Source organism: Hydrocarboniphaga effusa AP103, assembly GCF_000271305.1.
Taxonomy (GTDB): Bacteria; Pseudomonadota; Gammaproteobacteria; order Nevskiales; family Nevskiaceae; genus Hydrocarboniphaga; species Hydrocarboniphaga effusa.
The window spans coordinates 268670-281862 of sequence record NZ_AKGD01000003.1 but is presented as its reverse complement, the minus strand read 5'-3'; the positions used below and the strand labels follow the sequence as shown (position 1 = coordinate 281862).

The 13193-nt window shown below is 63.1% G+C and carries 8 protein-coding genes; 4 read left to right on the top strand and 4 right to left on the bottom strand.

Translation table 11 applies throughout. From position 1 onward, the window contains the following. Nucleotides 1-20 precede the first annotated feature (20 nt). Complete coding sequence (locus WQQ_RS17720; RefSeq protein ID WP_007186615.1) at nt 21-1670, top strand: amidase family protein; 1650 nt, start codon at nt 21-23, stop codon at nt 1668-1670. 413 nt (nt 1671-2083) lie between these two features. Here WQQ_RS17720 and WQQ_RS17715 read toward each other — a convergent pair whose 3' ends face one another. Beyond that, complete coding sequence (locus WQQ_RS17715; protein ID WP_157534760.1) at nt 2084-2851, bottom strand: TOPRIM nucleotidyl transferase/hydrolase domain-containing protein; 768 nt, start codon at nt 2849-2851, stop codon at nt 2084-2086. 134 nt (nt 2852-2985) lie between these two features. Between WQQ_RS17715 and WQQ_RS17705 the strand changes: the two genes are divergently transcribed. Further along, nucleotides 2986-4139 (top strand): IS3 family transposase gene (locus WQQ_RS17705; protein WP_085943087.1). Its coding sequence is split into 2 segments (ribosomal slippage): nt 2986-3223 and nt 3223-4139, totalling 1155 coding nucleotides; the frame shifts between segments, so codons are not numbered across the junction. Here WQQ_RS17705 and WQQ_RS17700 read toward each other — a convergent pair. The 3 genes from WQQ_RS17700 to WQQ_RS17690 all read right to left on the bottom strand — a co-directional run bounded on the left by WQQ_RS17700 (nt 4094) and on the right by WQQ_RS17690 (nt 9979). Further along, nucleotides 4094-5227, bottom strand: coding sequence for an AAA family ATPase (locus WQQ_RS17700; RefSeq protein ID WP_050997743.1), 1134 nt, complete (start codon nt 5225-5227; stop codon nt 4094-4096). The two genes, WQQ_RS17705 and WQQ_RS17700, sit on opposite strands and share 46 nt — an antisense overlap. A 359-nt stretch (nt 5228-5586) precedes the next feature. After that, a complete protein-coding gene (locus WQQ_RS17695; RefSeq protein WP_007186613.1) occupies nt 5587-7566 on the bottom strand; it encodes an amidase family protein in 1980 nt (659 codons plus the stop codon). Nucleotides 7567-7702: 136 nt separating this feature from the next. Then, a complete protein-coding gene (locus WQQ_RS17690) occupies nt 7703-9979 on the bottom strand; it encodes an amidase family protein (protein ID WP_007186612.1) in 2277 nt (758 codons plus the stop codon). 167 nt (nt 9980-10146) lie between these two features. Between WQQ_RS17690 and WQQ_RS17685 the strand changes: the two genes are divergently transcribed. Both WQQ_RS17685 and WQQ_RS17680 read left to right on the top strand, forming a co-directional pair. Continuing rightward, nucleotides 10147-12201: an amidase gene (locus WQQ_RS17685; RefSeq protein WP_007186611.1), complete on the top strand. Its 2055-nt coding sequence runs from the start codon at nt 10147-10149 to the stop codon at nt 12199-12201. 188 nt (nt 12202-12389) lie between these two features. Further along, nucleotides 12390-12854 (top strand): hypothetical protein, encoded by a 465-nt coding sequence (locus tag WQQ_RS17680; protein WP_007186610.1) that lies wholly within the window; start codon nt 12390-12392, stop codon nt 12852-12854. Nucleotides 12855-13193: the final 339 nt, after the last annotated feature.

The following is a 13193-nucleotide window of genomic DNA, read 5'->3' as shown; positions in this document are numbered from 1 at the left end:
CACCCCTTGAGAACATTGCCATGCGACTCGTCCATCCGAATCTGCAAAATTTCGGCCGCAAATCCCTGCGGCGCTCCAGCTTCAGGCCCTTGCTGATCAGCGCCGCGATCGCCTTCGCGTTTCCATCGGTCGCGCAGGCCAAGACTTTCGATCTGCAAAGCGCAGGTGTCGAAGACATCCAGGCCGCGGTCGATGCGGGCGCGCTGAGCTATGAGAAGCTCGTTACGCTCTATCTGGCCCGCATCGCCGCGTACGACAAGAAAGGCCCTGCGCTCAACACCGTCATCACGCTCAACAAGAACGCGATCGCCACCGCACGCGCGCTCGATCAGGAGCGCAAGAGCAAGGGCCTGCGTTCGCCACTGATGGGCATTCCGATTCTCGCCAAGGACAACTACGACACCGCCGACATGCCGACCAGCGGCGGCAGCTTCGTGCTCGCCAATTCGGTGCCGTACGAAGATGCGCCGAGCATCCGGCAGCTGCGCGAAGCCGGCGCGATCATCATCGCCAAGGTCAACATGGACGAGTTCGCGCATGGCGGCATCGGCTATTCGTCTCGACTCGGGCAGACGCACAACCCGCACGATCCGCGACGCCATCCGGCCGGTTCTTCGGGCGGCACCGGCGCGGGCCTTGCGGCCTGGTTTTCGCCGCTGGGCCTGGGCTCGGACACCGGCGGATCGATCCGCGGGCCGTCGTCGGCCAACGGCGTCGTCGGCATCAAGCCCACCAACGGCCTGATCTCGCGCAGCGGCATCATGCCCTGCGTGCTGAGCTTCGACACTGGCGGTCCGATGGCGCGCAGCGTCTACGACGCCGCGCTCGCACTCGGCTACATGACCGGTATCGACGCGAAGGATCCGCTCACTTCGACGAGCGCCGGCCTGTTCTACAAGGACTACACGCAGTTCCTCAAGAAAGATGCGCTCGAGGGCGTGCGGCTCGGTGCGATCCGCGATCATCAGGGCACCGATGCGGAAGTCGATCGCGTTTTCGATGCGGCGCTCGCCGAACTCAAGGCACAGGGCGCGATCGTCGTCGATGGCCTGCACTATCCGGCGATGGCGCTCAACAACCGCGCCAACGTGATGGAGCCGATGCGCGCCGAGGTGAAGGACAACTACGTCGCCTATCTCGGCACGCTCAAGCCGGGCCTGCCGAAGACGGTCACCGAGCTCGCCGCGCTCGGCATCAAGCTCACACAGCCCAAGGGTGAGTTCATGCCGCATCCATCGGTGTTCACACGCTTCAAGGCGCTCGGCGAACGCGAGCCGATCACCGACATCAGCTACACCTCGGCCAAGCTCTACGGCATGAAGGCCGTGCAAGGCGCGGTGCTGGGGCTCATCGAGCACCACCAGCTCGACGCGATCGTCTATCCCACGCGCTCGCGCCAGCCCGAGATCATCGATCCGAACGTCGCCAACGTCGTCGATCGCCAGGGCGCGCCTTCGCTCACGAGCATCGCCAACGTCACCCAGTTCCCGGACGTGATCGTGCCGGCCGGCCTCACCAACGAGAAGATGCCGGTGACGATCAGCTTCTTCGGCCCGGCCTGGAGCGAGCCGCGCCTGCTGAGCTACGCCTACAGCTACGAACAGGCCACGCACCATCTGGTGCCGCCGGCGACCACGCCGGCACTGGCCGGTGAGCGCTTCGAGTATTGAGCCTGCGGTTGGTGGCATCGAAAAGCTCCCTCGCGATCACGAGCGGTTTTTTCGCCACATTTTCCTCCTGTTAATTTTTCATACGACGCAAAGCTCCTTCGTAATGCGCGCAAATCCTTCGTGGACCTTTGAACAGCTCGAACGACTAATACCGCGAGCAATGAGGCCTTGGATAGCAAGGAAGCCACGTACTGGTGGCGCCAACACATAGAAATATTGGTTGTCCGAATTGTTGATATACAACGACTCGAATCTTCACTGCATGCGCTATGTGGCAAGCGAAAGTTCATCCACGATACGATGACCGAGACGGATGCATCGAGAATCGCGACGCGTTTTTACCCTATACCCGTCTGAGGCAGCCTCGGCAGTCCCGACCGCCTGCCGAAGACGAAAGTCAGTTCCAGGCCGAGTTAAGTTGAACGAGCAAAATTCAAAATTGCATCGCAAAGGCGTTGGAGGGTCACCGACGAACGGCCTTCATCGTATGCGATGGACAGCCAGTCGGAAATAAAGAGGCTGTTCTTGTTCAAGTTCCCTTCGTCTGGATGGTGTCTTCGTGCTGTTTCGAGGTAACGCTCATAGTCGGCGGAATCGAAGTCCGCTTTGATGGCCTCCCCTAGATTGGTCGACCAATAAACATGATTGCTTTCCCAGACATGGATGACAGGGAAAAGCTCTGCCTCCGCCTTACCGAGTAAACGAAGAATTGCGCGATTGTCAGATTCATGGGCGCCGCGGTTACGAATTACATCTGAGTCCGAATCAAAAATCGTGAAGATAGGCAGCCGAAGGTGTTTCGCACAGGCGATGGGCTGCAGGAGCTTGTCTTTTCCGTTCGCCGGGACCATGTGACATCCTAAGCGCCGAAACTCATCCCACCGATCCGACAAAATCAGATGAGTCGTGATGTAGGCGATGTCCTCCAATCCCTCAACAAGAACGGGGACTCTGGCGAAATACATTTCAGCGATATTGGGCTGCAAGGCTTGATGCAGCTTTGCAACAAGCCCCTCGATTCGCCGCGATGGATTGTCGCCTCGGGCATCACGGATGGTTTGGCATAGATCGTCGAACTTCAGGCCGCTGACAGCAGTAGGGTCGTTTGCCGATGGCTTCCTCACTAAACGTATGTTCTCGAACCCGTTCCCGCTTACGAAATACGGCGAATGGGTCGTCACCAGAATCTGGTTATTCCCATTTGCAAGCTGCTGAAGTACCCCGGACAAATGTCGGGCCTGCGGGGGATGCTGGGGTTCTACCCCGTTTTCACGGACACATCTGAGAAGGTCGATACTGGCCGAAAGGAGTGTTCATGTCGAAGCGAAGGAAGTTCAGCGTGGAGTTCAAGCGGGGAGCGGTTGAGCAGACCCGCCGGCCGGGCGTCAGCTGCGCGCAGGTTGCCCGGGAATTGGGGATACGAGACGGCCTGCTGACGCGCTGGAAGCGGGAATTGGAAAGCCAGCCCAAGGCCTTCGTTGGGACTGGCACGGCGCGCGACGAAGAGGTTGCCCGGCTCAAGCGCGAGCTGGCCCGCGTGACCAAGGAGCGGGATTTTTTGCGCGAAGCGGCGACGTTCTTTGCCAAGACATCGTCCTGAGATATCAGGCGATCGAGCGTTGCCGCGAGGAGTTTCCTGTGCGCCTGATGTGCCGCTGCTTGAAGGTATCGCCGAGTGGCTATTACGAATGGAGCGGTCGCTCAGCGAGTCCGCGGCAACTCGACAATGAGCGTCTGCTCACCCGGATTCGCGCGATGCATGAAGACAGCCGAGGCGCTCTGGGCGCTCCCCGCATGCACGAAGACCTGGCCGAGGAAGGCGAAACGGCGAGCCTGAATCGTGTGGCGCGCCTGATGGCAAAGAACGGATTGCAAGGCTGGCCTCGGAAGAAGCGCCGGGGCCAGCGTGCCGATCCGGGTCTGCCGCCACCAGGCGTCAGCAACCTGCTGGAGCGGGATTTCGATGCCTTGGAACCCGAAACCAAGTGGGTGACGGACATCACCGAGATCGCTACCGACGAGGGCAAGCTGTATCTGTGTGTTGTGATCGATCTTTTCAGCAAGCTGGTGATCGGCTGGTCGATGCACCATCGGCAGGATCGCCAGATGGTGATGCGTGCCGTCGAGATGGCGATCTGGCAGCGGCAGGGCGGCTGGTCGGTGATCCTGCATTCGGATCGCGGCAGCCAGTTTCGCAGCAGCGACTATCAGCGTCTGCTGACGAAGAACACGCTGCTGTGTTCGATGAGTGCGCCCGGACACTGTGGCGACAACGCAGCCTGCGAAGGCTTCTTTGGCATGCTCAAGCGCGAGCGCGTGCATCGCACGAAGTACGCGACGCTCGATATCGCCAAGGCTGATCTGTTCAACTATATCGAGCGGTTTCACAACCCCAGAATGCGGCGTAGAGTCGCCAAGCAGGATCAGAAGTTTTCAGCTCTTTCTAAACCGTCCGTGGAAACGGGGTAGAACCCCTGATACAGCTCTGGTTCTTCACACCCGAGAATCAGTGTCGGTGCAGTGGCGTCATCAGCTGCGGCCAATTCCTGCAAGAGCGCGAGCAGGTATGATCTTTGGAGGCCGTGTCCCATCCTCGCAAGACTTCCAAGGAAGTCGCCTTCGCCAGTCTTTATTCCCGCAACCGGTTGCTGAAGGACGACGGACTTCGCCGGGTCGCTCAGCCACTCGATTCCCAATCGAACATTTGGGTGAGCCCACGAGCCTAGCCGACGCTGCAACGCCTCACCGATCTCGGTTAGGCCCTCCTGATTGGCGGTGAGCAACTTTTTGTAGCTCTCCAATGTAGCTTTTCTAAGCTCTTCGATCTGCGAGTCGAAGTTTGTTTTGCTCCGTACCGCACGCGCGATAAGGCGCCCCAAAGCAGTGTTGCGTCCCTCCAACCCTTCGTCAGTCGCGTCCTTTACGGCCGGCACATACACCCACTGGATAAAGCGAGCTAGCTTGCCGGTGCTGTTACTTCCATAAAATTGATCCTCACTAGGAATCAATGTACATCGCTCTGGATTGGCCGCCTCAAATGCTCGCAGCGCCTCTATACGAGCCGGACCCGACCTTTCGGCGGTTAGCTCGGGGTGCGACTCTCGCAGCTGGTTGTAGATGCCGGCTAGATCGGCCGCTTTCGCCCCAGCTTTTTCTGTTTCGAAATATCTGCGGAACGCCTCCATACCGAGACGCTGGCCGAAGTGCTTGACTTGCGCAACGCCGGTTTCGCTATCAAACGCGGCTGTTGCTTTCACTGTGAGAGAGCCTTGTCGGACGTAATCTTTCAGCGCGTCTCGTGCCTCATCGTTCAGGTCCGTAAATGTGACTGTGATCTCAATCGGAATGGTGGTATCGCGGTGAAAAAAGTCCTCTTCCGTCAGCTTCGTTACATCGGTTGGGGAATTACCCTGCTCTCGGAAGAAAACATTCAGCGCGCCGAGTACGTTGGACTTACCTGCTCCGTTCGGGCCGACAAAGCAGCTATAGCTATTCAGATAGATGGTCTCATCGCGAAAACTCCGGAAATTCTCTACGCGAACAGATGCAATCTTCATCTTTCCCCTCCTAGCGTCCCCTAAATCTACAAGATTTGTTGAGTGAAGGAGGAGCAGATCACATCGTTTCGGCAAGGGGTGCCTGCCGGCAGGCGGCTGATAATTGACGAGTCGGCTCAGGTGCCTGCAGAGACGCTAGCTGGGACGATCGTCCGAATGTTCCGGCTCCGCACACTGTGCGCACAGCCAATCCGACTACGGGACAGTGAAGGAGGTTTCCATGAAGTCCGGTCTCACCCGGCGGAGAGAGGTAGACGCCAAGCACAAGGCGTACTGCGCGCGCATCCGCAAGCAGGCCGAGATGCGGCTTATGTGGGAAATCACGACATTTCGCTACAAACCGGACCATGCAGACCGCTTCACGGAATGCGCTCCCAAACGAACACCGAAGACAGCTCTCTGCCATCGGGCCGCTTGCTCGGCGGCGTGGTCAGCGATAGATGGCCTTGCGCATCGAATCCGTAGTAACGCTTGCCGGCTTCGCCGATCCGCGATTGATTCAAGTTGCCATCCTGGTGATGCACCATGCAGCCCTCGGCCACCAGCAGTTCCCAGCGGCCGAAATAGCTGCTGAAACCATCGGCCGAACCCACCGGAATCTTGTCGCGCCCAGTACGCACGATCTGCACCGACAGGCGTCCGTTCGGGGCGTAGACGAGTTGGCCGTCGGCCGCGCCGCGTTCGGCGGGCGTTTGCACGCCGGTACCGGGGTCGCGATCGGCGATCGCGATGAGCTTCCAGGTGCCGATGAATTTGCTCGCGAAACTGTCCGCCAGCGGCGGAGTGGTCGGCGGCGGCACGCGGTGATGCGTGGCCTGCTCGTAGCCGTAGCCGATCTCGAACAAGGTCGCTTCGCTCCAGGGCCTGCCGAAGAATTGCAGGCCCATCGGCAGGCCCGGAGCGACGAAGCCCATCGGCACCACGAGCGCCGGGAACCCCGTCACCGACGAGTACAGGTTCTGATCGCGACCGAGCGGCGTGTAGGTGTCGCCGTTCTTCTTCGGCGGAAAATTGAATTGCGGATAGACGATGGCGTCGAGCCTGGCCGCATCGAAGGCTTTCAGGAAGGCCTGGCGAATTTCCTCGCTGCGCTTCTGCTTCGCGGGCGTGGTCGGGTCTTCGTCGGCCTTGTATTGATAGTTGGCCTGATGGGTGAACGCAGTCTCGAATCGCGGAGCGAGATACTGCTTCGATGCCACGATGTCCTTGAACGACTTGTACGGCGCGTTCGGATGCTTCGCGAGATAGCCGTCGAAGTCGTCGCGCAGGCGCGTGAAGCCGGTCCAGCCCTGGGTGAGTTCAGGCAACTCCGGCATCGCGAACGGATCGACGATTTCCGCGCCGGCTTTGCGCAGGTCTTCGATCGCCCGATCCATCAGCGCGACGACGCGCGGGTCGGAATTGTCGGCCGGCACGATCTGCCGCAACACGCCGAGCCGCTTGCCCTTGAGCGATCCGGGCTTGAGCCCCGCCGTATAGCTCTTGGGCACATGGCCCTTGCTCTTCTGGCTGATCGGATCGCGCGCGTCCGGGCCCGCGATGGCTTCGAGCAGGATCGCGGTATCGCGCACGGTGCGCGCCATCGGGCCCACGGTGTCCCAGAACACGTTGAGCGGCATCACGCCGTCGAGACTCACGAGTCCATGCGAAACCCGCAGGCCGACGACGCTATTGATCGACGCCGGCGCGCGCACCGAAATGCCGGTATCGGTGCCCAAGCCCAGCACCGCGAAATTCGCCGCCATCGCAACACCGGTTCCACCGGACGATCCACCCGATGCATACGCGGTGTTGTAGGGGTTGCGGATATAGCCAGGCGAGCGCGAGTTGATGCTGTCGAAACCTCCGTTCGCGAACTCCGCGAGCGAGGCCTTGGCGATCAGGATGCCGCCGGCCTTGCGCATGCGTGCTATCGAAGTCGCATCGCGCTCGGGCTGGAAGTTCGCGAGCGATGCCGAGCCGCCCGAGGTCGGCAGGTCGCCGCTGTCGATGTTGTCCTTGGCGACGAACGGAATGCCGTGCAGCGGGCCGCTGAGCTTGCCGGTTTTCCTGAGCTGCGCATCGAGCGCATCGGCCTGCGCGAGCGCCTGCTCGTTGACGGTGATGATCGCGTTGAGCATCGGCCCCTGCTGATCGTAGGCCTCGATGCGCGCGAGATAGGCCGCGGTGACTTCGCGTGCCGTGGTCGTGCCCTTGAGATAAGCCGCCTGGATCTGCTCGATGGTGGCCTCCTCGACCGCGAAATCGGCGCGAGCGACGCCGATCGGCAACATCGCGAGGCAGGCAGCGAACAGCGGAATGATCGGGCGAACGATCGACTTCGAATGACGCAGGCGCATGATTGCAATCCGTCGCGGAGATATGCAGTCAGACGCGCGGGAATCGACGAGCCCCTACGCGCATCGTGTTCTCGACAGCAAAAAGCCCAGGTTCAAGGCCTGGGCTTTCGATTGCAGAGGGACAACGAAGCCCGTCTTATTTTTTCGCCAGCTTCGGCAACAGCGGCGGCGCCTTGCGGTGATGCGTGGCGTTTTCATACGCAGCGGCGACCTTGAGGATCACCGCTTCGTCGCCCGGCCCCGCCCAGAACGACAGGCCGATCGGCATCGGCTGTGCGCTCGTGCTCGCCTGGGTTTCGTTGGCGACGGATTCGTAGTCGCTGTTGTCGGCCTTGAGCGCGAAGCTCGGTTCGTAGACGGTGCTGTTGAAGCCCGCCGGAACGGTGATTTCGGGAATGCCCAGGTTCGCACTCGTCGGAAAGCGGCCGACCGGGCGGCTGTTCACGGCGGGCTGGCTCGCGTAGCCGATGCGTGCCGCGGGCACCGTCGTGGTCGGGTTCACGAACACCGTGATGTCGTTCTGACGCAACACCTTGAGCACGGCCAGTCGGCCGACTTCGCGCATCTTGATGTCCTGCGTGTTGCCGAGCGAGACGATGTCGATCTTGTTCTCCCAGTTCTTCATCGCCGCCTTGCGCGTCTCCACGTAATAGCTCGCGTTGGCGTTGAGGCTGGCCCAGTCGATCACGCGATCGTCCGCGCGGCGCATGAGGTATTGCGCGAAGTGATAGCTGAAGGCGTAGCTCGAATCGGAGTCGTTGATGCTGCGCAGGTTCAGGTTCTCGGGCCACGGCGCACGGCCTTCCGCCGCTTTCACCATGTAATCGCGCGAGCTCAGGTCGTAGCCCGGCAGCGTGAACACCGGCTTGCCTTGCTTGTCCTTCTTCGCGAGCAGCTCGGGCATCAAGGGCGGCAGCACTTCGGCCAGCGCGTGCTGGAAGTTGTACGGCATGTTCGCGATCTTGGGATCGTCCGGATATTTCGGATCATAGGATTCGACGAGCGTGGCGCCGAGCTCGTCGCCGAGCACGCGCTTGATTTCGTCGTTGATCGCATCGCTGATCGCCACGTCGTTGGCGCTGTGCTTGACCATGTATTCGCGCACGATGCCGATGCGCATGCCGGCCAGCGGCTTGGCCTTCTTGCTGGGCTTGGTCGCATCCGCATAAGGCGTGTCCGATGCGGTTCCGCTCGGCAGCGCGCTGTAGATGTCGCGCGGATCGAAGTAGCCGCGACGCGGACTCTTGAGCGCATCGAGCACCTGCGCGGTGTCGCGCACGCTGCGGCAGTTGATGCCCGCGCGATCGAGATACGGATCGGCGCCGATCGCACCGCCGTAACCGATCAGGCCCTTGGTGGTGACCAGGCCGGTGACGCCGTTGCGCCAGGCCGGCTGGCGGCACGAGCCACCGGTTTCCTCGCAGATCGAACAGGCGACCAGGTTGGCGCCGACCGAAGCGGCCGAACCCGCGCTCGATCCGCCGGTTTCGCGCGTCGGATCGAAGGGGTTGCACGAGGTTCCGCCCCAGGTCGAACGCGCGCCCGCACCGAATGATTTCGTCGCCGCCTTGGCATCGCCGCCCGGGTCGCCGGCGCCGCCGTTGTACTCCGCCAGATTGGCCTTGGCCAGGATGATCGCGCCCTTGCTGCGCAGTTCGGAGACGACCGTGGAATCGGCGCGCGGCACGTCCATCGCGTAGGCCACGTCGGCGCCGCCGGTCGAACGCATGTCGCGGGTGTCGTAGACGTCCTTGAACGAAAACGACACGCAGTACATCGGCATTTTGGCGAGATCGGGCTTGCGGCCATAGCGCGCATCGAGCGAGCGCGCGGTTTCGAGCGCATCGGGCTGCGCGCGCAAGCTTTCGCAGGCACGCGGACAGCTTGCCGGCAGCGCGCCGCGGCTCGGCGGCGTATCGCATTCGGCCGGGCAAGTCGTGGAACGTTCGCCGCGCAGGTTCAGCGTCGACAGCGCACTCACCTGGTTGCTGCCCGGAATGCCGACGACCATGCCGTACTGCTGCTGCGCACCGGGCTCCGACAGCGTCGCCTGCATGTGGCCGTATTCGACCTTGCCCTTGAACCGATCGAGATCGGGCAGGATGCTCGCGGCCTTCACGGTCTGCGTCGGAAACACGAGCTTGCTGCGCGCACGCAGCGTGCCGCTCGCATCGGCGATCGAAGCACCGTCCGCGGTGACGAGCGCGGTGCAGACCCCGTTGTAGGCGCGAGCCCGCTCGATATAGGCCAGCGTCGCGGCGTAGCAGCTGGTTTCGCCGCTCCTGATCGCCTTGTGCAGGCCATCGATGGTCGATTCTTCGATGTCGAACGCGGCGGCCGTCATCACCAATGCAGACAACAGCAGCGCCATGCAGCGCGCTGCGAATCGCAGGGTCCATCCACTCATGCTCATCGTGCTTCCTTCGGAGATCGTTCGCGTCGTCTGTTGCTGATGACGGCAGCGATCACTCAAACCCCACCTGCCGGTAGGGGATGAGCGCTCATCTCGCGTCTGCAAAGCACGAGCGGCCATTTTGATGAGGGCCGCGAGCGTTCTCATTACCCAATCGGACATGGCCCATGAGCAATCGGTATCGAAGCGCGCCCCGCGCGAACTCCCGCTGGCGCTGGCTGCTGGCCTTCTGCATCGCAGCGGGCACGACGGCCGCCCCGGCGTCCGCAGCCGACAAAGGCTTTCATCTCGAAGAGGCGACGATCCCGCAGATTCAGCAGGCGATTCTCGACAAGCGGATCAGCTCCACCGAGCTCGTCTCGCTGTATCTCAAGCGCATCAAGGCCTACGACGGCGTCTGTGTTAGCCAGCCCAAGGGCATCCTCGGTCCGATCACCACGATCCCGAATGCCGGCCAGATCAATTCGCTCGCGACGCTCAACCTGCGTCCGGCCACACTCAAGAAATGGGGCTTCGACAAGCGCAAGGCGCGCAGCCTCACCGACAAGAAGGACGCCGATCCGGCGATGCCCGATGCCTTCGAGATCGCCGCCGCGCAGGACGCCGCGTTCGCCCGCACCGGCAAGCTCGTCGGCCCGCTGCATGGCGTGGTGATGGCGATCAAGGATCAGTACGACACCTTCGACATGCGCACCACCTCGGGCGCGGACGTCGACTACGCCAACGATCGTCCGCCGGACGACGCCACGTTCGTCAAGCGCCTGCGTGAGGCCGGGGCGATCGTGATCGCCAAGTCGAACCTCGGCGAATACGCCTCCGGCATTCCGCGCAGTTCCTACGGCGGCACCTTCTGCAACCCCTACGACACCGAGCGCAGCCCGCGCGGATCGAGCTCGGGCTCGGGCTCCGCGGTCGGTGCGAACCTGGTCATGTGCGCCATTGCCGAGGAATCGGGCTCGTCGATCCGCGGCCCGGCCAGCGCCGCGAGCGCGGTGGGCATCGCCGCCACCGAAGAGCTCGTGAGCCGTGACGGCATGGTGCAGATCGGCATCAACACGCGCGTCGGGCCGATCTGCCGCACGGTCGCGGACGCGGCGCGCGTGCTCGACGTGATCGCCGGCTACGACCCCAAGGACGAGCTCACGGCGTTCACGGTGGGCCGCATGCCGACGCAGCCTTACGTGAGCTACACCCAGCCGCAGCGGCTCGACGGCCTGCGCATCGGCGTGCTGCGCGAGTACATGAACAAGTCGCTGTTCACCAAGGCCGACGAGCAGACCATCGACCTCGTCGACGCCGGCATCGCGCAGTTGTCGAAGCTCGGGGCCACCGTGGTCGATCCGGGGCCGCAGGGCGATTTGCTGGGCGCCTGCATCCGCAAGTACGCCCCGCAGGACAGCAACAAGCTGTTCACGCGGCGCTTTCCGGAGCTGTTCCCGGTCGACGAGCACGGCAAGCCGACGGCCGATCACACCGCCAGGCTGATCGACTTCAAGATGAATCCCGATCAGGTGCCGCAGCAGCTCACGCTGCGCGAGTTCGGCAGCTCCAGCGGCGACGGCCAGAGCAAGTACTTCATCGACCTCTACCTGCGCGAGCGCGGCGACGCCAAAATCAAGACCAATGCGGACCTGATCACCTACGCCCGCTTCCATCAGGATCCGACCTTCCCGGATCGCCTGAAGGGCCGCGAGAACGTGCAAAAGGCCCAGGAACTCGACATGGGCGACCGCCTGCTGCTGCGCTTTTCGGTGCAGCAGACCCTGCTCGCCTGCATGGCCGAGCAGCAACTCGATGCCCTGGTCTACCCGACCAGCAACCTGCCGCCGACCAAGCTCGGCGCTCCGGGCGGCCCGCCCGTCAACGGACGCAGCGCGAGCGGCGTCTGGACCTTCATGGGCGCCCAGGGCTTTCCGGTCATCACCGTGCCGGCCGGCTTCACCACCGAGGTCTACGACCTGATCCGCGACCCGAGCGCTCCGCAGACGCCCGAAGAAGCCTGGGGGCGTGGAGGTGGCGGCGGCGGCGGCGAAAACCGGCTCGCCGGAGACGATCGCACCCGGCTGGTCGGCCCGGTGCGGGCCAGCCTGCCGGTCGGCATCGACTTCGCCGGACGGCCGTTCTCGGAACCGCTGCTGCTCAAGATCGCCGCGGCCTTCGAATCGGCGACCCAGGCGCGCCGCCCACCGCCGGCCTTCGGGCCGCTCCGGAAAGAGCCCTGAGGCGGTGAGATCGGCCCAGCGGGCTGTGGTCAAGGCTGACCATTCGCCCGCGGGGCGGCGACGGGCGCCCCTCGCAGGCATCATCGCCCGACTGGCGAGTCGGGTCGTTTCGACTGTCTTGTCTATGGGGCGCCCGGCCCACGGGGGTTCACGATGTCTCGACAACATCGAGCCACGCCGGAACGCCCATGAACCGATCGCCTCTCCTTCGCCGTGCGGCCGTCGCGGTACTGGGCCTCGCCACGCTGACGAGCCTGCCGGCCGGCGCTTACGAATACGAACAGGCCGAAAAGCTCAGCGTCGCCTCCGGCTACGGCCAGATGAAGCCCTGGGACAACCAGGGCAATCTGCCGACCGGCGATTCCAGGCTCGCCGAGTTGCGCGGCCTCGAGATCCAGATGATCGAGCGCCGGTACCGGCTCGAGGTCAGCTCGTTCAACCTGAAGATGATGGAGGCCCAGGTCTCCGACAAATCACGCCTCGCGAGCCTGCATACCGACTACGAATCGCAGATGGCCAACTATCGGCGCTGGTACGAGTCGGCCGACCGCCGCCGCCAGGCGATACTCGGCCAGCTCGACATCGTCGGGGGCGGCGAACTCGTGCGGGCATCGATGAAGGCGGCGGTCGACGGCGACTTCGCGCCCCAGTAGGCATTCGCCGCGAGCAAAAGTCCCTCGGTACGGGTGTACCGGGGGCTTCCTGTTGGCGTCCTTCCTCGGCGGGCACGCACTTGGCACCCGTGCGCAGGCGCAGGCCGTTGAGGCGGATGAAGCGGCGACCCGAGCCCGGACGAGGGCCCCGCGCAGCGGGATCGTCCGGATCAGCGAGTGGTCGCCAGAGGGCGTGATCGCCGCGCCAAGCTCTCAGCGAGCGTCGCGCTTGGCACCCGTGCGCAGGCGCAGGCCGTTGAGGCGGATGAAGCGGCGACCCGAGCCCGGACGAGGGCCCCGCGCAGCGGGATCGTCCGGATCAGCGAGTGGTCGCCAGAG